This window comes from Pseudomonas sp. FBCC-B1565, assembly GCF_059133265.1.
Genome location: NZ_CP101438.1, coordinates 1478278 through 1498762 on the forward strand (window position 1 = coordinate 1478278; position 20485 = coordinate 1498762).

The 20485-nt window shown below is 62.3% G+C and carries 15 protein-coding genes and 1 riboswitch; of the genes, 13 read left to right on the plus strand and 2 right to left on the minus strand.

The annotated features are described in order from the left end of the window. Positions 1-21: 21 nt before the first annotated feature. The 5 genes from NL123_RS07055 to argR all read left to right on the plus strand — a co-directional run bounded on the left by NL123_RS07055 (position 22) and on the right by argR (position 4438). Complete coding sequence (locus tag NL123_RS07055) at positions 22-711, plus strand: ABC transporter permease (protein ID WP_010208305.1); 690 nt, start codon at positions 22-24, stop codon at positions 709-711. Beyond that, positions 708-1406: an ABC transporter permease gene (locus tag NL123_RS07060; protein WP_124418298.1), complete on the plus strand. Its 699-nt coding sequence runs from the start codon at positions 708-710 to the stop codon at positions 1404-1406. The genes NL123_RS07055 and NL123_RS07060 overlap by 4 nt, the downstream gene beginning before the upstream one ends. Before the next feature lies 1 nt (position 1407). Continuing rightward, complete coding sequence (locus NL123_RS07065; protein WP_494357482.1) at positions 1408-2520, plus strand: succinylglutamate desuccinylase/aspartoacylase family protein; 1113 nt, start codon at positions 1408-1410, stop codon at positions 2518-2520. Between the two features lie 27 nt (positions 2521-2547). Next, positions 2548-3312 carry an ABC transporter ATP-binding protein gene (locus NL123_RS07070; RefSeq protein ID WP_003214336.1) on the plus strand — a complete coding sequence of 255 codons (765 nt, stop codon included), beginning with the start codon at positions 2548-2550 and terminating at the stop codon, positions 3310-3312. A 145-nt stretch (positions 3313-3457) separates the two neighbouring features. Further along, positions 3458-4438, plus strand: coding sequence for a transcriptional regulator ArgR (argR, locus tag NL123_RS07075; RefSeq protein WP_122576195.1), 981 nt, complete (start codon positions 3458-3460; stop codon positions 4436-4438). A gap of 9 nt (positions 4439-4447) precedes the next feature. Here argR and NL123_RS07080 read toward each other — a convergent pair whose 3' ends face one another. Beyond that, positions 4448-10345 (minus strand): dermonecrotic toxin domain-containing protein, encoded by a 5898-nt coding sequence (locus NL123_RS07080; RefSeq protein ID WP_494357483.1) that lies wholly within the window; start codon positions 10343-10345, stop codon positions 4448-4450. 286 nt (positions 10346-10631) lie between these two features. Here NL123_RS07080 and NL123_RS07085 point away from each other — a divergent pair, with 286 nt between their 5' ends. The 7 genes from NL123_RS07085 (at position 10632) to astE (ending at position 18371) form a co-directional block, all read left to right on the plus strand. Continuing rightward, positions 10632-11852 (plus strand): aspartate aminotransferase family protein, encoded by a 1221-nt coding sequence (locus NL123_RS07085; RefSeq protein ID WP_071493988.1) that lies wholly within the window; start codon positions 10632-10634, stop codon positions 11850-11852. Between the two features lie 188 nt (positions 11853-12040). Further along, positions 12041-13060, plus strand: a complete 1020-nt coding sequence (gene aruF, locus NL123_RS07090) for an arginine/ornithine succinyltransferase subunit alpha (RefSeq protein WP_003175655.1) — start codon at positions 12041-12043, stop codon at positions 13058-13060. Positions 13061-13111: 51 nt separating this feature from the next. Continuing rightward, entirely contained in the window at positions 13112-14137 is a 1026-nt protein-coding gene (gene astA, locus NL123_RS07095) for an arginine N-succinyltransferase (RefSeq protein WP_092242443.1), read from the plus strand. Then, on the plus strand, positions 14134-15603 hold the full coding sequence (astD, locus tag NL123_RS07100; protein WP_494358283.1) for a succinylglutamate-semialdehyde dehydrogenase: 1470 nt from the start codon (positions 14134-14136) through the stop codon (positions 15601-15603). The genes astA and astD overlap by 4 nt, the downstream gene beginning before the upstream one ends. 88 nt (positions 15604-15691) lie before the next feature. Further along, complete coding sequence (astB, locus tag NL123_RS07105; protein WP_494357484.1) at positions 15692-17038, plus strand: N-succinylarginine dihydrolase; 1347 nt, start codon at positions 15692-15694, stop codon at positions 17036-17038. Between the two features lie 26 nt (positions 17039-17064). After that, positions 17065-17355 carry a hypothetical protein gene (locus tag NL123_RS07110; RefSeq protein WP_003214319.1) on the plus strand — a complete coding sequence of 97 codons (291 nt, stop codon included), beginning with the start codon at positions 17065-17067 and terminating at the stop codon, positions 17353-17355. An 11-nt stretch (positions 17356-17366) separates the two neighbouring features. Beyond that, a complete protein-coding gene (gene astE, locus NL123_RS07115; protein WP_494357485.1) occupies positions 17367-18371 on the plus strand; it encodes a succinylglutamate desuccinylase in 1005 nt (334 codons plus the stop codon). A gap of 133 nt (positions 18372-18504) precedes the next feature. Here astE and NL123_RS07120 read toward each other — a convergent pair whose 3' ends face one another. Next, positions 18505-19014 carry a 6,7-dimethyl-8-ribityllumazine synthase gene (locus NL123_RS07120; RefSeq protein ID WP_071490545.1) on the minus strand — a complete coding sequence of 170 codons (510 nt, stop codon included), beginning with the start codon at positions 19012-19014 and terminating at the stop codon, positions 18505-18507. A 96-nt stretch (positions 19015-19110) separates the two neighbouring features. After that, positions 19111-19280: riboswitch (FMN riboswitch) on the minus strand. 191 nt (positions 19281-19471) lie between these two features. Here NL123_RS07120 and ltaE point away from each other — a divergent pair. Beyond that, entirely contained in the window at positions 19472-20476 is a 1005-nt protein-coding gene (gene ltaE, locus NL123_RS07125; protein ID WP_494357486.1) for a low-specificity L-threonine aldolase, read from the plus strand. Positions 20477-20485 lie beyond the last annotated feature (9 nt).

A 20485-nucleotide genomic window follows, 5' to 3' on the forward strand; every position in this document is an offset into this window, starting at 1 on the left:
CCCTTTTCGAGGACCTGAATCATGTTGAAAGGCTACGGGGCCGTCATCCTCGATGGCGCATGGTTGACGCTTCAGCTCGCCTTGTCGTCCATGGCCTTGGCCATTGTTCTGGGTCTGATCGGGGTCGCGTTACGCCTGTCGCCGGTGCGCTGGTTGGCCTGGCTGGGTGACTTGTACTCCACGGTGATCCGCGGGATCCCCGACCTGGTACTGATCCTGCTGATTTTCTACGGCGGCCAGGACCTGCTCAACCGCGTCGCGCCGATGCTCGGCTATGACGACTATATCGACTTGAACCCCTTGGCCGCCGGTATCGGCACCCTGGGTTTCATCTTCGGCGCCTATCTCTCGGAAACCTTCCGTGGCGCCTTCATGGCCATTCCCAAGGGCCAGGCCGAAGCCGGCCTGGCGTATGGCATGAGCAGTTTCCAGGTGTTCTTCCGGGTGATGGTGCCGCAGATGATCCGTCTGGCCATCCCCGGTTTCACCAACAACTGGCTGGTACTCACCAAGGCCACCGCGCTGATTTCGGTGGTGGGCCTGCAAGACATGATGTTCAAGGCCAAGCAGGCGGCAGACGCCACCCGCGAGCCTTTTACCTTCTTCCTCGCAGTGGCGGCGATGTACCTGGTGATCACCAGCGTGTCGTTGCTGGCCCTGCGTCATCTTGAGAAGCGCTACTCGGTAGGCGTAAGGGCGGCTGATCTATGATCTTCGACTACAACGTCATCTGGGAGGCCATGCCGCTGTACCTCGGCGGCCTGGTGACCACCCTGAAACTGCTCGCCATCTCGCTGTTCTTCGGTCTGCTCGCGGCCTTGCCCCTGGGCCTGATGCGCGTGTCCAAGCAGCCGATCGTCAATGGTGCGGCCTGGCTCTATACCTACGTGATTCGCGGCACGCCGATGCTGGTGCAGCTGTTCTTGATCTACTACGGCCTGGCCCAGTTCGAGGCGGTGCGCGAGAGTTTCCTGTGGCCACTGCTGTCCAGCGCCACCTTCTGCGCGTGCCTGGCCTTTGCGATCAACACCAGCGCCTACACCGCCGAGATCATTGCCGGCAGCCTCAAGGCCACGCCCAATGGCGAGATCGAGGCGGCCAAGGCCATGGGCATGTCGCGCTACAAGCTGTACCGCCGTATCCTGCTGCCGTCGGCCCTGCGTCGTGCGCTGCCGCAGTACAGCAACGAAGTGATCATGATGCTGCAGACCACCAGCCTGGCCTCCATCGTCACCCTGATCGACATCACCGGTGCCGCACGCACCGTGAACGCGCAGTTCTACTTGCCGTTCGAGGCGTATATCACCGCCGGTGTGTTCTACCTGTGCCTGACCTTCATCCTGGTGCGCCTGTTCAAGTTGGCCGAGCGCCGCTGGCTGAGCTACCTGGCGCCACGGAAGCACTGATATGGAACGTATCGATCACCGGTTGCCCTGGGGTCACCTGGGCTGCGAGCGCCAACTGAGCGTGTTCCGTTTCGGCAAGGGCGAGCGCAAGGCCTATATCCAGGCTAGCCTGCACGCCGACGAATTGCCCGGCATGCGCGTCGCGTGGGAGCTGAAAAAGCGTCTCGTCGAACTGGAACAGCAAGGTGCGCTAAATGGCGTGATCGAGCTGGTGCCAGTCGCCAACCCGATGGGCCTGGGCCAACTGCTGCAAGGCAGCCACCAGGGGCGTTTCGAGGTGGGCAGTGGCAAGAACTTCAACCGTGATTTTGTCGAGTTGAGCGAGCCGGTTGCCGCGTTGCTCAGCGACAGGTTGGGTGATGACCCCCACGCCAATGTGCGTTTGATCCGTCAGGCGATGAGCGATGTACTCCGCGCGTTGCCCGAGCCAAGCAGCCAGTTGCAAGGCATGCAGCGCATCTTGCTGAGCCACGCCTGCACCGCCGATGTGGTGCTCGACCTGCATTGCGACGCCGAAGCCGCACTGCACATGTATGCACTGCCGCAGCACTGGCCGCAGTGGCGTTCGCTGTCGGCGCATTTGAATGTGAAGGTCGGCCTGCTGGCGGAAGACTCCGGCGGCAGTTCGTTTGATGAAGCCTGCTCGCTGCCGTGGCTGCGCTTGTCCCAGGCGTTTCCCGCGGCACAGGTCCCGCTGGCCTGCCTGGCAACGACACTGGAGTTGGGTGGCCAGGCTGACACGGGCCGCGACGAAGCGATCTTCCACGCCGAAGGCATCCTCGCGTTCCTGGCCGAGCAGGGCCTGATCAAGGGCGAATGGCCGGCGCCACTGTACGAGCCGTGCGAAGGCCTGCCGTTTGAAGGCACCGAATTGTTGTTCGCGCCCCATGCCGGGGTGATCAGTTACCTGCGTAAAGCCGGTGATGTGGTCGAAAAAGGCGAGCCGATTTTTGAAGTGATTGACCCCCTGGAAGACCGCGTCAGCACGATCTGCGCGGGCACCTCGGGGGTGCTGTTTGCCGTTGAACGGCTACGTTATGCCCAAGCGGGTTTCTGGCTGGCCAAGGTGGCGGGGCGCGAAGCGCTGCGTCACGGGCGCTTGCTCAACGACTGACCACCTGTTTTTGTGAGAACCGACCGCATGTACAAACTTGAAGTCCAAGACCTGCATAAACGCTATGGCAGTCATGAAGTGCTCAAAGGTGTGTCCCTGGCCGCTGCGGCCGGTGATGTGATCAGCATCATCGGTTCCAGTGGTTCGGGCAAAAGTACCTTTTTGCGCTGCATCAACCTGCTGGAGCAACCCCACGCCGGCAAGATCCTGCTCAACAACGAAGAGTTGAAGCTGGTGGCCAACAAGGACGGCGCCATGAAGGCTGCCGATCCTAAACAGTTGCAGCGCATGCGTTCGCGCCTGTCCATGGTGTTCCAGCATTTCAACCTGTGGTCGCACATGACCGCGCTTGAAAACGTGATGGAAGCGCCGGTGCACGTGCTGGGCATGTCGAAGAAAGACGCCCGTGAAAAAGCCGAACACTACCTGGCCAAGGTCGGCGTGGGTCATCGCAAGGATGCGTTCCCCGGCCACATGTCCGGCGGCGAGCAGCAACGCGTGGCCATCGCCCGCGCCCTGGCGATGGAACCGGAGGTGATGCTGTTCGACGAACCCACCTCGGCGCTGGACCCGGAACTGGTCGGCGAAGTGCTCAAAGTGATGCAGGACCTGGCCCAGGAAGGCCGCACCATGGTGGTGGTGACCCACGAAATGGGCTTTGCCCGTGAGGTGTCGAACCAGTTGGTGTTCTTGCACAAAGGCATCGTCGAAGAGCGTGGCAACCCGCGGGAAGTGCTGGTGAACCCGCAGTCCGAGCGCCTTCAACAGTTCCTGTCCGGCAGCCTGAAATAATGACCTCCTGTGAATAGGTAACCCCTGTGGGAGGGGGCAAGCCCCCTCCCACATTGGATATGCATCGTTTTTGAGATTTGTACTCGATTACGGGCTAGCATTGGCCCTTGTCTTCATTACTGTTACTGGCTTCGGATAGCACTCCATGACCGCCCACAAAATTGGTTTCCTGATTTGGCCCAGCACAAAAGCCCTGACGCTTGCGCTGGCTGAGGAGGCCTTGCGCGTTGCCCAGCGGGTGCATCCGGATGTGGTCTACGAGCTGTCGTTCCTGCTTGCAGAACCGGCCACCGAAGGTGCCTGGCAACTGCCGGGCGAGCCGTGGGCCGGCAAGCTCGAGGGTTTCCAGAAGCTGTTCCTGCTGGCGGATGAGCCACCTACTGTCATTGCCTCGCAACTGAGCACTGCGCTCAAGCAGCTTGTGCGAGCCGGGTGTGTGATCGGTGGTCTGTCGGCCGGTGTGTATCCGTTGGCCCAGCTCGGCCTGCTCGATGGCTACCGTGCTGCCGTGCATTGGCGCTGGCAGGACGATTTCGCCGAGCGCTTCCCCAAGGTCATCGCCACCAGCCATCTGTTCGACTGGGACCGCGACCGTCTCACCGCCTGCGGTGGCATGTCGGTGCTCGACCTGTTGCTGGCGGTATTGGCCCGTGATCACGGCGCGGAACTGGCCGGTGCGGTGTCCGAGGAACTGGTGGTAGAGCGTATCCGCGAAGGCGGCGAACGCCAGCGTATCCCGCTGCAAAACCGCCTGGGTTCCAGCCATCCGAAGCTGACCCAGGCGGTGTTGCTGATGGAAGCCAACATCGAGGAACCGCTGACCACCGACGAAATTGCCCAGCACGTCTGCGTGTCGCGACGACAACTGGAACGCATCTTCAAGCAATACCTCAACCGCGTCCCCAGCCAGTACTACCTGGAACTGCGCCTGAACAAGGCCCGCCAGATGCTCATGCAAACCAGCAAGTCGATCATCCAGATCGGCCTGTCGTGCGGCTTCTCCTCGGGGCCGCATTTCTCCAGCGCCTACCGCAATTTCTTCGGCGCCACCCCCCGTGAAGACCGCAACCAGCGGCGCAGCAGCAGCCCGTTCGAACTGTCATCGGTGCCGTCGGAACGCGGTTGAACGCCTGCTTCACTCCTCTTCTGGCGGGCCCTGCGGTGGAATCAACCGGTTGCCCGCGGCATCCCGTGTAGCCGCCTGGACATACAGGGCAAAACCGGTGCGCAGGTAGTACTGCCGCAACAATTCCAGACTGTGCTCAGACAGCGGGTTGCCGCGCAGGTCGGAGTCGTTGTCGAGGGTTGTTGCGACTTCCAGTATGGCCTCGGGCAACGTCTCGATCAGGTTGTTGCTCAGGTCCAGCGTATGCAGGGACGGTAGTTGGAATACTCCCTCGGGAACCTCACGCAATTGGGCATCGCGCAGGTGCAGCGAGCTCAGCTGATACAAACGGCTGACAGCTGGCGCGTGGCCCAGAGGGTTGTTGCTCAGGTCGAGGAATTCAATGCCATTCAAGTTTTCCAGTGAGCGCGCACTTTCGGGCGTCAAGCTCAGTCGGCATTCGGCAAGGTCCAGGGAGGACAGGTGCGGCATGCTGAAAATCGACGTCGGCAGGGTTTGCAATGAGCATCTGTTGAGGGTCAGTGTCTGCAGCTCGGGGAACCCCCTGAGGGTGCCGTCGACTTCGGTGGTTGTGCCGTCGCTGATCAGTTCGAACGAAGTCACATGCTCGAAGCGCGCATTGAGTTGTGGCAGTGCGCCGAGTATCGGCGTTTCGAGTGTCACTGCATGGGTCAGATCGTCATCGAGGCTCTCTTCGTCTTCGGGGCTTTCATAACGCCAGGCTTGTTTGAGCAATGTCTTGAAATTGCGCCTTACCAATTGCTGTTCGGCGCGTGTCTGTTCGTCCAGGGGGATGTCGAGGATCGGGTGGTGCGTCGGCACATCGACAATCCATTCATCCAGGTCGGTGTCCAGCTGGCGGTATTCCTCTTCGAGCTCGCGCATTTCAGCGTCTATGTCGCTCATCGTGCCTGGCAGTTTGAAGCTGAAACGATCGGCCTCGCTGGCGATGAAGGTCGGGTAGAGCTGTTGCACGCGTGCGCGCTGAGCGTCGGAAACCCTGGCTCTGAAGAACTCTCCGGTGCGTTGGCAATAGGCCTTGATCCGTTCCAATGCCTGCCCGGACAACGGGTTGCCCGACAGGTCAACGCCCCGGGCGATCGCGTCGGGCAAATCAGAGAGGCTCGCAGGCAGGTCCTCAATGGCATTGTTGCTCAGGTCAACCGCCGCATGCAGTTCGCTGCTCAGCAGGCCGGTCGGCACTTCGCGCAGGCCGGTGTTGCGCAGGTGCACGCGGCTCAGTTGAGGGAGTCGGTTGAAGTCCGGCATGAGTCCCAGTGGGTTGTGGTTGAGGTCCAGGAACGCCAGGCGGTTCAACCCTTCCAGCCCCCGCACGGAAGTGGCGGACAGCGTGATCGAGCATCGGGGCAGGCCGAGAAACTCCAGGCGTTGCAGGTTGAACAACGGCGCGGGGATATCCCCCAGCGGCGCGTCGCTGATGTCGACAACGTTCAGCTTGTTGAAGCTGGACAGGAAGTGATCCAGGTGCAGGGGGCGACCGTTACCCTCGATACGAATGCCGCCGATATGCTCGAAGCGGATGCTCAACTGCGGTAGCTCACCGGCCAGGGCGCTTGAGATTTCCAGGGAGTTGAGCCAGCGGGTCTGTTGCGGGGTTTCGCGCCGCCAACTGCGTTCCAGCAGTTCCTTGAGCACGGTTCGGCGTCCGCGCTCTACGTCGGAGAGGGCGGGGGCCCGGGCCCAGGTCTGGAGTTCCTCGGTCAGGGTCTGATAGTCGGCGGCCAATTGCGCCAGGGCCACTCTGCCGGCCTCGATGTCGCCCGGCAGGTCGAAGATGAACCGGTTGATCTGCTCGTCGCGGAACGTCGGAAACAGCCGTTGTGCGTCACGCATGTCGGCGGGCAGGGCATTGGCCTCCAGGTAGGTGCCGTGTGCCTGGTAGTAGGTCTTGACCTTCTCCAGCGTCGCCCGTGAGAGCGGGTTGCGCGACAGGTCGAAACGGCGGCTGGACTCGGCCGACAATTCGAACATGGCCTGCGGCAACGTGCTGATCCGGTTGTCGTTCAAGATAGCGGCTTGTAGCTCCGTACGGCTTAGCAGGCCGGCCGGCAGGCGCTCGATGCCGGTATTTGACAGGTCCAGGGCGACCAGTTCAGGCAGGGCCTCGATACTGGGGACGAGGCCGAGCGGGTTGCCGTTCAGGTCCAGCGAGCGCAGCTGATGCATCGCCGACAGCCGCGCCAGGCTCTCCGGCGTGAGGGTGATCCGGCAATTGCTCAATTGCAGTGAATTCAACTGAGGCAGCGAGGTGATGTGTGCGGGCAGAACATCCAGCGGGGTGTTCATGACCCCCAGCTGGCGCAGCCTGGGAAAGCGGCTGAGAAAGGGCAGCACGCCCTGCAGATACTCGGAGCCGTCCAACAGCAGCATGGAAATGTGATCGAACTGGGCGTCCAGGCGTGGCAGCTCACCGAGAAAGTTGGCGTTCAGGTTCAGCACATGGCCGTCGCGCGCCGGGTCTTCGTAGTAATCGTCGATCCTGGTTTCGCGGCGCCAGGCTTGCTTGAGCTGATGGGCAATGGTCAAGCGGTTCTGTTCTTCCTGGCGCCGCTCCCAGGTGCTCAACGCCTGGGCGCTGGTCGGGTGGTGGGTCGGAATATCCGTTTGCCAGGCCAGCAGGTCTCGGTTCAGTTGTGCATATTCCCGGGCCAATTGAGCGAGCTGTGTTGCTGCGCCGCCCGGGCGAGTCTGCAACTGTTCAATGAGTGCGTGCAGTTGGGTATCCCTCAGGCCGGGGTACAGGGTACGTGCCCGTTGCTGCAGGCTCACCGGGCTGCCCGCGGTGCGCGGTTGTTGGGCATAACCCGCATCGTTGCCGAGCAGTTGCAGGGTTTCGACGGCGGGTTCCGGCTCGGCGCCCAGCAGTACCCGCAGCTCGTGGCGTGGCGGCGGGTGTTGGCGCAGGCGTTCGCGCAGTTCAGGGCCTTGGTGGATGCCGATGTTCAGCTGATCGCGCTGGGCATCGGGTAGGGCGTGGAGGATGGCGGTGTAGAGGTCGGTCTCGCCGGACAGCGGGCCGCGCTCGTCATAGGGCACGTAGCGGCCGCTGTCCAGGCGTACCAGGCTGCGGCGGATGGGGGCGGTGTCGGGGCCGATGCTGCGCCACAGCGGCCCGTCGATGGTGCGGTGCCGGGCTTGCAGGTTGACGTCGGTGGACCAGCCTGGCAGCAATCGCAGTGCGCTCAGCGTCAGTTGGTCGCTGTCGAGGTTGATGTGCGAGTCCAGGTGTTGCCCCTCGTAGGCGCGGTTCAGGCGTACCTCGGTAAGGGCCGCCTGGGCCAGTTGCGCCAGGCGCGGTGGCGTGCGCTGTTCGCGCAGTGCCGTCAGTTCCTGCGCGGTTGCCTGGCCCAGCAACTTTTCGGCGACCGATGCGGGCAAGCCGGGGGCGCTGTCGATCAGCCGCTGGGCCTGGGGGTGTGCGGAATGCTGCCGGAACCCATAGCGCGATTCGAACAGGGCGCCTCGATGCTTGCGTGCGATCTCGGCCATCCGCTTCCTCAGGTTGCGCGCGCGGGTTTCCAGGCTCAATTGCGGGTCGCTGGCGCGCTCGCCGAACTGTGCGCGGATCTCTTCCGGGGTCAGCGCCTTTAGCACCGCCTTGAGCAAATCACCGTTGGTCAATTGTGCTTCATGAATTTGCACCAGAGGCTTGGACTGATCGCCGAAGACCCACGCCACACGGCCCTGATCATCCAGCAAGCGCAAGCCCCGGGTGTGTGGCCATGAGCCGTTGGCGGTGAGCAGTTGCAGCAGGTCCTGCGGGTCGATACGGCCGTACGCTGCCGGGTCATCGCTGTTCAGGCGCTGGATCAGGGTGTCCAGGTCGCGCTCGATGCGCAGCCGTGCCAGGGCGTCATCGAGCAACGGTGGCAGGGGCTCGCTGTGAAGGTGCATCTTGCGCAGGCCGTCTTCAGGGGTGCCGCTGAGGGTCAGGGCCAACTCGCGGTCGGCGTCACTGAGGCCCTGCGCCCGGTAGCCCAGGCGGCCGAGCAGGGTGGGTTTGGTCCATTGCAGCGGTTGGTCGAGTTCGGTCCGCCAGGTACCCTGCTCGTTGTGGTGCAACTGGGGTTGATAGGCGTCGGCCCGTGTTGGGTGTTGGATACGGTACTGGCCGTCCTCAGGGGACTTTTTCACCGCATAGAGTTTGCCTTCCAGCGGCAGGATCGATTCCTTGCGCACGTCATGCAGGCCGCGTGCGTCAATACCCAGGTGCGGCGGCAATTGCAGCTTCTGCTGGTAAGGCTCGAGGTCGGGTTGCCAGTAGCGGCGGGCGCCATTGGCGAGGGTGACCGGTTTGAAACGATCGATGAAGGCCAGGGTTTGCGGTGACAACAGTTTGCGTAACTCAGGCACGCCGATTTGCGTGCCGGCCGTAAACAGCCCCAGTTGAACCGCAGCCTCCAGCAGGCTCATCAGGTGTGCAAACGCTTCGCGGTCGAGCCCTTCGGCCCAATCGACGATGCCCTCGAAGACGTCGTCGAGCAGTTGATAGGCCATGTAGCCCAGCATCAGCTCTCCAAGCCCCGGGATGAAGGGTGCAACCACCATCAGCAGCGTGTTCACAATGGAGGAGGCCACATTGACGAACGCATCCCACCGCGCCCAGCGGGCGTTGCGGTCCACGGTGGCGGTGGCGACCGCCAGGGTGCGGGCGTCGTTGAGGATTTTGTTCAGCCTGGATTGATAGAGGAATACCCACGGATCGCCCATGATCGGGATGGCGGAGAATTGCAGCGTGGGATCGTCGGTGGGTTCGGCGCGCCAAGGGGCCAGACCTTTGCCTTGATCACTGGGGTGCCAGGTGATTTTCTCCAGGCGCTGGCTGAGGTCGGCGAAAAACACACCGAGGTGTTCATGGGCCACGAAGCGACTGAAGAACGCCTGATAGTCCTGGGTACGCAGTTGCCGGGTCAGTTCCTGCTTGAATGCCAGCGCAGAGCGATATTCCTTGAGCGGGTGTTCCGGGTCATCTGGCACATAGGCCACCAGGCGCCGCACGCTACGGGTGTTTTCAAGATCCGGTGCGAACAGCAGGATACCGGTCAGCGGTGTACCCATCATGCTGAATTCATGGCACAGCACCGCATCGGTGCCGAGGCGTAGGCCGGTACGGCCCTCGATGAAACCCTCTATCACCTGCGCGTAATCGTCCTGGATATCCTGCTGCAGCCGTGCCAGTTGCAGCGCTGCGCGCAGGGCGGCTTTCTGGCTGGCGTCGACCTTGGTTTGCAGCACCGCGCTGGCGACCGGGCTGTCCATGCCCAGCCCGCTACGCAGGTAGCGCATGTAACGGGCGCCCAGGTCGAGGTCGCGACACAGTTGGGCGAAGGCAGCGACCGGCAGTTGGTGTTTGATCGCCGGCAAGGTGTCGAACCGGCCGGAAGCGTCGGGACGGGTGATGTAGGTGGAGGCCGGTTCATAAGCGTCCGCCTGGGTTTCCTTGTGTTCGAAGTTGTGCAGTGCGGCGTCGAGCAGCGATACGGTCCAGGCGCGGGCGGCGCCAGAGCGCACGGGAAACCAAGGGATGGTCAGCGGGATGTACAGGCGGATAAAGGTCGCTTCCACATCCAGTTCAAGGTTGAACTGCTGTTTCAAGGCGTCTGCAAGCAAGGGTTTGCCGAACGCCTTGGGATCCTTGAGATCCTTGAGCGCGTTGTCGACGCGTCTCTGGGCTTGCCAATGTGCACCGTTCAGCTGTTTGAAGGCGGCTTGCTGCGCGGCGTTGGCGGTTGGTAAAGGCAGGGGCGCAGCTTTTTTGAACGCCTCGCGCTGGCGCACGGACGCGCTGAGCAGCCAGCCGGGCAGGGCGCCGGTCAATGGTTCAAAGTCTTGGTCGGGGCGGCTGTTATCGCTGACTGCCGGTACAGGAGAAGTCGGGGTTGTCATGCTCGGATCCATGAGGGGGCTCGAAACCACGAGTAAATCAGCCGCCCCGGCATGCCGGACTTTAGATAGTTATGCCGCCGGCACGTCTGGCCCTCACGCAAACGGCGCGCAGCGTTTAAACTGCGCCATTGCGATGCTATTTGTCGCATTGGCGTAAACCCGCGTAAAACGCGGGTTGGCGCTATAAGAAGTTGTCGCTTGGCGACAAGGCCCTACTGAAAACTGTCCTTACAATCCCTGCATCGCCCGCCAGTTCCAGGCAGGCGTTCCTCTTCAGGAGACTCCGATGTCCGTTGAGCAAGCCCCGGTGCAACGTGCCGATTTCGACCAGGTCATGGTTCCCAACTACGCACCTGCCGCCTTCATCCCCGTGCGTGGCGCAGGTTCGCGCGTGTGGGACCAGGCTGGTCGCGAGCTGATCGACTTTGCCGGCGGCATCGCGGTCAACGTATTGGGCCACGCCCACCCGGCGCTGGTCGGTGCACTGACCGAACAGGCCAACAAGCTGTGGCACGTGTCCAACGTGTTCACCAATGAGCCGGCCCTGCGCCTGGCGCATAAGCTGATCGACGCCACCTTTGCCGAGCGTGTGTTCTTCTGCAACTCCGGCGCCGAAGCCAACGAGGCCGCGTTCAAGCTGGCCCGTCGTGTCGCGTTCGACCGTTTCGGTACCGAGAAGTACGAGATCATCGCCGCGCTGAACAGCTTCCATGGCCGCACGCTGTTTACCGTCAACGTCGGTGGCCAGTCCAAATACTCCGATGGCTTCGGGCCTAAAATCACCGGCATCACCCACGTTCCTTATAACGACCTGGCCGCGCTGAAAGCTGCGGTGTCGGACAAGACCTGCGCCGTGGTGCTGGAACCGATCCAGGGTGAAGGCGGCGTGTTGCCGGCCGAGCTGGCCTACTTGCAAGGTGCTCGTGAGCTGTGCGACGCCAACAACGCCTTGCTGGTGTTCGACGAAGTACAGACCGGCATGGGCCGCAGCGGCCACCTGTTCGCCTACCAGCACTACGGCGTGGTGCCGGACATCCTCACCAGCGCCAAGAGCCTGGGCGGCGGTTTCCCGATTGCAGCCATGCTCACTCGCGAAGACCTGGCCAAGCACCTGGTGGTCGGCACCCACGGCACCACCTACGGCGGCAACCCGCTGGCGTGCGCGGTGGCCGAAGCGGTGATCGACGTGATCAACACCCCTGAGGTGCTGGCTGGCGTGAATGCCAAGCACGAGCTGTTCAAGGCGCGCCTGGAGCAGATCGGCAAGCAATACGGCATCTTCACCGAAGTGCGCGGCATGGGCCTGTTGCTCGGTTGCGTACTGAGCGATGCGTTCAAAGGCAAGGCCAAGGACGTGTTCAACGCGGCCGAGAAAGAAAACCTGATGATCCTGCAGGCCGGCCCCGACGTGGTGCGTTTTGCGCCGAGCCTGGTGGTGGAAGACGCGGACATCCAGGAAGGCCTGGACCGTTTTGAACGTGCAGTAAAAACGCTGACGCAAGCCTGATACACCCTTATTTGCCGGACCGTGTCATGTGGGAGGGGGCTTGCCCCCCGATAGCGATGGGTCAGCCACCTGATTTATCAACTGACAGACTGCTATCGGGGGCAAGCCCCCTCCCACATTTGACCTGCGTTGAATCAGGAACTGTCCGGTATTTTTCCTATGAGTTTTTCGAGTTAAGGAGTGACACCATGCTGGTGATGCGCCCCGCGCAAATGGCTGATCTGGGCGAGGTACAGCGTCTGGCTGCGGACAGCCCGATTGGTGTCACCTCCTTGCCGGACGACGTGGAACGCCTGAGCGACAAGATCGCCGCGAGCGAAGCGTCCTTCGCCGCCGAGGTGAGCTTCAACGGTGAAGAAAGCTATTTCTTCGTGCTTGAAGACACCGAGACCGGCAAGCTCGCCGGCTGCTCGGCCATTGTCGCGTCGGCCGGTTACTCCGAGCCGTTCTACAGCTTCCGTAACGAGACCTTCGTGCACGCTTCCCGCGAGCTGAAGATCCACAACAAGATCCACGTGCTTTCCCAGTGCCACGACCTCACCGGCAACAGCCTGCTCACCAGTTTCTACGTGGTGCCCGAGCTGGTCGGTTCGCCGTGGTCGGAACTCAATTCCCGTGGCCGCCTGCTGTTCGTCGCCAGCCATCCCGAGCGCTTTGCCGACTCGGTGGTGACCGAGATCGTCGGCTACAGCGACGAGAACGGTGACTCGCCATTCTGGGACGCCATCGGCCGCAACTTCTTCGACCTCAACTACGCCGCCGCCGAGCGTTTGTGCGGGCTGAAAAGCCGCACCTTCCTCGCCGAGCTGATGCCGCATTACCCGATCTACGTGCCGCTGCTGCCGGACGAAGCCCAGGAAGCCATGGGCCAGGTGCACCCGCGTGCGCAGATCACCTTCGACATCCTGATGCGCGAAGGCTTCGAGACCGACCATTACATCGATATTTTCGACGGCGGCCCGACGCTGCACGCACGGGTCTCGGGCATTCGCTCGATCGCCCAGAGCCGCGTGGTGCCGGTGAAGATCGGCGAGATGGTCAAGGGCGTCGGCCGCCAGTACCTGGTGAGCAACGCGCAATTGCAGGACTACCGCGCGGTGATGCTGGAGCTGGACTACGCGCCGGGTAAACCGGTGACGTTGGACCTGGCAGCGGCCGAGGCTCTGGGTGTTGGCGAAGGTGCGAGCGTGCGCCTGGTAGCGGTTTAAAAAGAGAGTTTCGCGGGTGGCTGACAACAGCGGCCCGTTCGAGGAGATAGCATGATCGTTCGTCCCGTACGCAGCAGCGATTTACCGGCCCTGATTGATCTGGCGCGCAGCACCGGCACCGGCCTCACCACCTTGCCGGCCAACGAAGAGCGCCTGACCCACCGCGTGGGCTGGGCCGAAAAAACCTTTCGCGGCGACGCCGGGCGCGGCGATGCCGACTACCTGTTCGTGCTGGAAAACGACGAGGGTCGAGTGGTGGGCATTTCCGCCATCGCCGGCGCCGTCGGCTTGCGTGAGCCTTGGTACAACTTCCGGGTTGGCTTGACCGTCAGCGCCTCCCAGGAGCTGAACATCTACCGTGAGATTCCGACGCTGTTCCTGGCCAACGACCTCACCGGCAATTCCGAACTGTGCTCGTTGTTCCTGCACGCCGATTACCGCAGCGGCCTCAACGGCCGCATGCTGGCCAAGGCGCGCCTGCTGTTCATTGCCGAATTCCCGCAGTTGTTCGGTAACAAGATCATCGCTGAGATGCGCGGGGTGTCCAACGACGCCGGGCGTTCGCCGTTCTGGGAAAGCCTGGGCCGGCACTTCTTCAAGATGGAATTCAGCCAGGCCGATTACCTCACCGGTGTGGGCAACAAGGCGTTTATCGCCGAGTTGATGCCGAAGTTTCCGTTGTATAGCTGCTTCCTTTCCGAAGATGCGCGCAACGTGATCGGCAAGGTCCACCCGGATACCGAACCGGCGTTGAGCATGCTCAAGAGTGAAGGCTTCAGCTACCAGGGCTACGTCGATATTTTCGACGCGGGACCTGCGGTGGAGTGTGAGACCCAGAAGATCCGTGCCGTTCGCGACAGCGAAACACTGGTATTGGCGATCGGCACCCCAGGCGACGACGCCACGCCGTTCCTGATCCATAACCGCAAACGTGAAGATTGCCGGATCACCGCCGCCCCGGCCCGCCTCGCAGCCGGAACCCTGGTGGTCGACCCGCAGACCGCCAAGCGCCTGCGCTTGGTGGTGGGCGATCAAGTGCGTGCCGTACCGTTGTCCGCTGCTCGGGAGTCGAAATAATGAATTCGCTGTACATCGCAGGTAGCTGGCTGGCTGGCCAGGGTGAGCTGTTTGAATCGCGCAACCCGGTGACCCAGCAGGTGCTGTGGGCCGGCAATGGCGCCACCGCCGAACAGGTCGAGTCCGCCGTGCAGGCCGCGCGTCAGGCTTTCCCCTCCTGGGCCAGACGTTCGCTGGAAGAGCGCATCGGCGTACTGGAGACCTTCGCCGCCACTCTGAAAAAACGCGCTGACGAAATCGCCCGTTGCATTGGTGAGGAAACCGGCAAGCCACTATGGGAGTCGGCCACCGAAGTCACCAGCATGGCCAACAAGATCGCGATCTCGGTACAAAGCTACCGCGAGCGCACCGGCGAGAAGAGCGGCGCGCTGGGCGATGCCACCGCCGTATTGCGCCACAAACCCCACGGTGTGGTGGCGGTGTTCGGCCCTTACAACTTCCCCGGCCACTTGCCGAACGGGCATATCGTTCCGGCCTTGCTGGCGGGTAACACCGTGCTGTTCAAACCGAGCGAGCTGACCCCTAAAGTCGCTGAGCTGACCGTGCAGTGCTGGATCGAAGCCGGCCTGCCGGCGGGCGTGCTGAACCTGCTGCAAGGTGCGCGGGAAACCGGCATCGCCCTGGCGGCCAACCCAGGCATCGACGGGTTGTTCTTCACTGGCTCCAGCCGCACCGGCAATCATCTGCACCAGCAATTCTCCGGGCGCCCGGACAAGATTCTCGCGCTGGAGATGGGCGGCAATAACCCGCTGGTGGTCGATGAAGTGGCCGATGTGGATGCGGCGGTCTACACCATCATCCAGTCGGCGTTTATCTCCGCCGGCCAACGTTGCACCTGTGCCCGTCGCCTGTTGGTGCCCGAAGGTGCCTGGGGCGATGCGTTGCTGGCGCGCCTGGTGGCGGTGAGCGCGACCATCGAAGTCGGCGCGTTCGACCAGCAGCCGGCGCCGTTCATGGGCTCGGTGATTTCCCTCGGCGCGGCGAAAGCCTTGATGGACGCCCAGGAATTGATGTTGGCCAATGGCGCGGTGGCGCTGTTGGAGATGACCCAGCCACAGGACCAGTCCGCGTTGCTCACGCCGGGCATCATCGACGTGACCGGCGTGACCGAGCGCGAAGACGAGGAGTTGTTCGGCCCGTTGTTGCAGGTGATCCGCTACGCTGACTTTGCAGCGGCGATTGCCGAGGCCAACAACACCCAGTACGGCCTGGCCGCAGGTTTGTTGTCGGATTCTGAAGCGCGCTACCAGCAGTTCTGGCTGGAAAGCCGTGCCGGTATCGTCAACTGGAACAAACAACTGACCGGCGCCGCGAGTACCGCACCGTTTGGTGGGGTAGGGGCGTCGGGTAACCACCGCGCCAGTGCCTATTACGCGGCGGATTACTGCGCGTACCCGGTGGCCTCGCTTGAGACCCCGAGCCTGGTGGTGCCTGCCACGCTGACCCCCGGCATCACACTGAACTGAATGTGGGAGGGGACTTGCCCCCTCCCACATTGGATCTCTGTAGTACTGAAGATTGCTTATAAAAACAGATGTTCGTGGAGCCTCGCCGATGAAATCCTATGAAGTCAATTTTGACGGTCTAGTGGGGCCGACCCATAACTACGGCGGTTTGTCCTTCGGCAACGTCGCGTCCCAGAGCAACAGCCAGCAGCATTCCAACCCCAAGGAAGCGGCGTTGCAGGGCCTGCAGAAAATGAAAGCCCTGATGGACATGGGCTTTGTACAAGGTGTGTTGGCGCCCCAGGAACGTCCTGACGTGGCCGCCTTGCGCAATCTGGGTTTCAGCGGCACCGACGCGCAAGTGATCCAGCAGGCGGCCAAAGACGCTATGCCGTTGCTGGTCGCGAGCTGCTCGGCGTCGAGCATGTGGGTGGCCAACGCCGCCACCGTCAGCCCGAGCGCCGATACGGCGGATGGCCGCGTGCATTTCACTGCCGCCAACCTCAATTGCAAGTACCACCGCAGCATCGAGCACCCGACCACCAGTCGTGTGCTGGGGGCGATGTTTGCTGATCAGAAGCACTTCGCCCACCACGCTGCGTTGCCCGCCGTGGCGCAGTTCGGCGATGAAGGTGCGGCCAACCACACGCGTTTCTGCCGTGAGTACGGAGAGGCGGGCGTCGAGTTTTTCGTGTTTGGTCGCAGCGCGTTCGACCCCCGCTACCCGGCGCCGCAGAAGTACCCGGCGCGCCAGACTCTCGAAGCCTCCCAGGCCGTCGCGCGTTTGCACGGTTTGCAGGATGACGGTGTGGTCTATGCCCAGCAGAACCCGGCGGTGATCGATGCCGGGGTGTTCCACAACGACGTGATCGCGGTGGGTAACGGCGAAGTGCTGTTCTACCACGAAGACGCGTTCCTCAATACCGAACAGATGCTCGGCGAGCTGCAAGGCAAGTTGGCCAAGCTGGGGGGTAACTTCCAGTCGGTGTGCGTGCCCCGCGGCCAGGTCAGCGTGGAGGACGCGGTACGTTCCTACCTGTTCAACAGCCAACTGCTGAGCCGCGCCGATGGTTCGATGCTGCTGATCGTGCCGGAAGAATGCCGCGCCAATGAACGCGTCTGGCAGTATCTGCAAAACCTGACCGCTGCCGGTGGCCTGATCCGCGAGGTGAAGGTGTTCGACCTCAAGCAAAGCATGCAGAACGGCGGTGGCCCGGCGTGCCTGCGTTTGCGCGTAGCGTTGAACGAAACGGAGCTGGCGGCGGTGAATCCAGGCGTTATCATGACCGCGCCGTTGTACGACACCCTGACCCAGTGGGTCGGCAAGCACTACCGCGACAGCCTGCGCGAAAGCGACTTGGCTGACCCGCAATTGCTGCTTGAGTGCCGGACGGCACTGGATGAACTGACGCAAATCCTTAAACTGGGCGCGGTTTATCCTTTCCAGATCAATTAACGCCGTACGGCTGAGAACTATCTATTATGACCACCGACACCCTGAAACTGATTCTTGAAGACACCGACGGCACCCAGCTGGAAACTTCCTGCACCCGCGTCGCCGTGGTCTGGCAGGGCAAGGAAATCTGGATCCAGCACGACGGCCGTGGCCAACTGCTGATCGGCGTGGACGTGGAAGAGGGCGACGCCGAATACGCCAACCTGCTGATGCGCCCATTGGCCACCAACCTGATGAGCCTGCAACTTGAAATGGAACCGGCCGATGTTGAAGGTGATGACGACGATCACGTCCATGGCCCAGGCTGCAACCACTAAGGAAGCTGCGTATGCTCGCCCTTGGCAAACTGCTTGAACTGACCCTCGCCGGTCGTGAACCGGCGCAAAAAATTCAACTGACTGTCGACGGCGTGCAGATGCGCTGGCTCAGCGAGGGCGCACTCGAAGTGCGCCCGCCTGAAGCGAAGGACAACGGCAGCGACCTGCTGCTGTCGTCCGGCATCCATGGCAACGAAACCGCGCCGATCGAACTGCTCGACCGCCTGTTGCATGGTATTGCCCGTGGGGAGATCAAGCCCCGTACCCGTATTCTGTTCCTGTTCGGCAACCCCGAGGCCATGCGCCGCGGCGAGCGTTACCTCGAGCTGGACGTCAACCGGCTGTTCAACGGCCGGCATGAAAAAAACATCGGCCCGGAGGCCATGCGCGCCGCCGAGCTGGAGCAACTGGCCCGCAGCTTTTTCAGCGTGCCGGGCCGCTCACGCCTGCATTACGACCTGCACACGGCCATTCGTGGTTCGAAGATCGAGCAGTTTGCCCTGTACCCGTGGAAAGAAGGTCGCCAGCATTCACGCCATGAGCTGGCGCGCCTGAACGCTGCCGGCATGCAAGCGGTGCTGCTGCAGAACAAGACCTCGATCACGTTCACCGCGTTTACCTACGAACAGCTCGATGCCGAGGCGTTCACCCTGGAATTGGGCAAGGCGCGGCCCTTCGGGCAAAACCAGAGCGTGGATGTGTCCCGCCTGGAAACACGTCTGAAGCAGATCATCGAAGGCACCGAGCCGCCGACCAGCAGCCTCGACGGCCTGCAACTGTTTGCCGTCTCCCGTGAAGTCATCAAGCACAGCGACGCCTTCCTGCTGCACCTGCCGGCGGATGTGGAAAACTTCTCGCCGTTGGCCCAGGGCTATCTGCTGGCCGAAGACGTGGCCAAGACCCGCTGGGTGATCGAGGAGGAGGGCGCGCGCATTATCTTCCCCAACCCGAAGGTGAAGAATGGTTTGCGGGCGGGGATATTGATTGTGCCGACGACGGACGTCGGCTTGGCCTGAAGCTCAAAGCCTCATCCGATCCAAATGTGGGAGGGGGCTTGCCCCCGATAGCGGTGGGTCAGTTGACAATTAAGTGACTGACACACTGCCATCGGGAGCAAGCCCCCTCCCACCTTGTACTTTGCCGTGTTGCTTAGACTGCTACCGCGCGTGGCTCGCTACGGCGAATCGCGCGGACTTTGTGCAAGGTGTCGGCGCAGGTGCGTGCTGCTTCCTGGCCTTTGTGCACGAAGTGCTCGTAGAAGAAGGTCTGGTGTTCGCTGCCGGCGTGGAAGTGATGCGGGGTCAGGGACACCGAGAACACCGGCACTTCGGTTTCCAGCTGCACCTGCATCAGGCCGCTGACCACCGATTGGGCGACGAATTCGTGGCGGTAGATGCCACCGTCCACTACCAGCGCGGCGGCGACGATACCGGCGTAACGGCCGGTCTTGGCCAGCAGCTTGGCGTGCAGGGGCATTTCAAAGGCGCCGCCGACTTCGAAGAAATCGATGTCCGATTCCTGGTAGCCCTGGGCGATGATCTCGGCGAGGAAGCCTTTACGGCTCTGGTCGACAATTTCCTTGTGCCAGCAAGCCTGGATAAACGCGATACGTTCGCCGTGGTGGTGCTTGGCTTTGCTGTCGATTGCGGTGGGTTGCATGTTCTGACTCCTGTTTAAGAAAAAAACAGGGCGTTATGAATCGAATGGGATTTAAGGGTACGCGAGCACACATCGTGCGCGGCCCTCAGGTGCCAATCCCGTTCTCTCTTCATCCGGACTATGACCGTCGGCCCCGGGATCACACCGGGTCTGCTGACCTTGTCGCCGTCCTGCGTGAGCAGTTCGAGGCGCCAAGCGCTCGCGGGCTATACACATTGCGTGTAATTACCGCCGGTGGGGAATTGCACCCCGCCCTGAGAACGTTGCCGCCAGAACCCTGGCGGCGGAGAGTTTTTAACACGGTTTTTCGAAAACTGCACGACCGCGGTATCGATAAGCTATATCAGTTTGTTTGGTTGGTATTCGATTGAATGCAGTTGGGGCTTGATATTCCGTGGCGTTGCCCGCAGTAATCACTCACAAAAGGCACTTACTGAACCCTCGAGAGGCTTGTTTCATGTCTGTGATCGACCTGCGCAGCGACACCGTGACCCAACCCACCCCCGGCATGCTCGACGCGATGGCCACTGCCCCCAGCGGCGATGACGTGTATGGCGAAGACCCCAGCGTCAACCGACTGGAGGCCGAACTGGCCAAGCGCCTGGGCTTTGCCGCGGCGTTGTTCGTGCCCACCGGCACCATGAGCAACCTGCTGGCGTTGATGGCCCACTGTGAGCGCGGCGAGGAGTACATCGTCGGCCAGCAGGCCCACACCTACAAATACGAAGGGGGCGGGGCGGCCGTGCTCGGGTCGATCCAGCCGCAGCCGCTGGAAGTGCAGGCGGATGGCTCACTGGACCTGGACCAGGTGCTGGCAGCCATCAAGCCTGACGACTTCCACTTTGCCCGTACCCGTCTGTTGGCGCTGGAAAACACCATGCAGGGCCAGGTGCTGCCGCTGGAGTACCTGGCCAAAGCCCGGGCGTTTACCCGAGAGCATGGCCTGGCTCTGCATTTGGATGGCGCACGGCTCTACAACGCAGCGGTGAAGCTGGGGGTGGATGCGCGGGAGATCGCGCAGCACTTCGATTCAGTGTCGGTGTGCCTGTCCAAGGGCCTCGGTGCGCCTGTCGGCTCGGTGTTGTGCGGGTCCACGGCGCTGATCGCCAAGGCCCGGCGCCTGCGCAAGATGGTCGGCGGCGGCATGCGCCAGGCCGGTTCCCTGGCCGCTGCGGGGTTGTATGCCCTGGATCACCAGGTGCAGCGCCTGGCTGACGACCACGCCAATGCCCAATGGCTGGGGGATGAGTTGCGCAAGGCGGGTTACGAGGTGGAGCCGGTGCAGACCAACATGGTCTATGTGCAGATCGGTGACCAGGCCCAGGCCTTGAAGGCGTTTGCCGCCGAACGCGGGATCAAGCTGAGTGCCACAGCGCGCTTGCGCATGGTCACGCATTTGGATGTGAGCCGGGCGCAGGTCGAGCAAGTGCTCGCGACATTCGTCGAATTTTCGCGCAAATGACGGTGCAGA

Excerpts from the sequence above, each read along its gene's own strand:
- NL123_RS07055 (WP_010208305.1), top strand. The coding sequence starts at position 22 with ATGTTGAAAGGCTACGGGGCCGTCATCCTCGATGGCGCATGGTTGACG.
- NL123_RS07060 (WP_124418298.1), top strand. The coding sequence starts at position 708 with ATGATCTTCGACTACAACGTCATCTGGGAGGCCATGCCGCTGTACCTC.
- NL123_RS07065 (WP_494357482.1), top strand. The coding sequence starts at position 1,408 with ATGGAACGTATCGATCACCGGTTGCCCTGGGGTCACCTGGGCTGCGAG.
- NL123_RS07070 (WP_003214336.1), top strand. The coding sequence starts at position 2,548 with ATGTACAAACTTGAAGTCCAAGACCTGCATAAACGCTATGGCAGTCAT.
- argR (WP_122576195.1), top strand. The coding sequence starts at position 3,458 with ATGACCGCCCACAAAATTGGTTTCCTGATTTGGCCCAGCACAAAAGCC.
- NL123_RS07080 (WP_494357483.1), bottom strand. The coding sequence starts at position 10,345 with ATGACAACCCCGACTTCTCCTGTACCGGCAGTCAGCGATAACAGCCGC.
- NL123_RS07085 (WP_071493988.1), top strand. The coding sequence starts at position 10,632 with ATGTCCGTTGAGCAAGCCCCGGTGCAACGTGCCGATTTCGACCAGGTC.
- aruF (WP_003175655.1), top strand. The coding sequence starts at position 12,041 with ATGCTGGTGATGCGCCCCGCGCAAATGGCTGATCTGGGCGAGGTACAG.
- astA (WP_092242443.1), top strand. The coding sequence starts at position 13,112 with ATGATCGTTCGTCCCGTACGCAGCAGCGATTTACCGGCCCTGATTGAT.
- astB (WP_494357484.1), top strand. The coding sequence starts at position 15,692 with ATGAAATCCTATGAAGTCAATTTTGACGGTCTAGTGGGGCCGACCCAT.
- NL123_RS07110 (WP_003214319.1), top strand. The coding sequence starts at position 17,065 with ATGACCACCGACACCCTGAAACTGATTCTTGAAGACACCGACGGCACC.
- astE (WP_494357485.1), top strand. The coding sequence starts at position 17,367 with ATGCTCGCCCTTGGCAAACTGCTTGAACTGACCCTCGCCGGTCGTGAA.
- NL123_RS07120 (WP_071490545.1), bottom strand. The coding sequence starts at position 19,014 with ATGCAACCCACCGCAATCGACAGCAAAGCCAAGCACCACCACGGCGAA.
- ltaE (WP_494357486.1), top strand. The coding sequence starts at position 19,472 with ATGTCTGTGATCGACCTGCGCAGCGACACCGTGACCCAACCCACCCCC.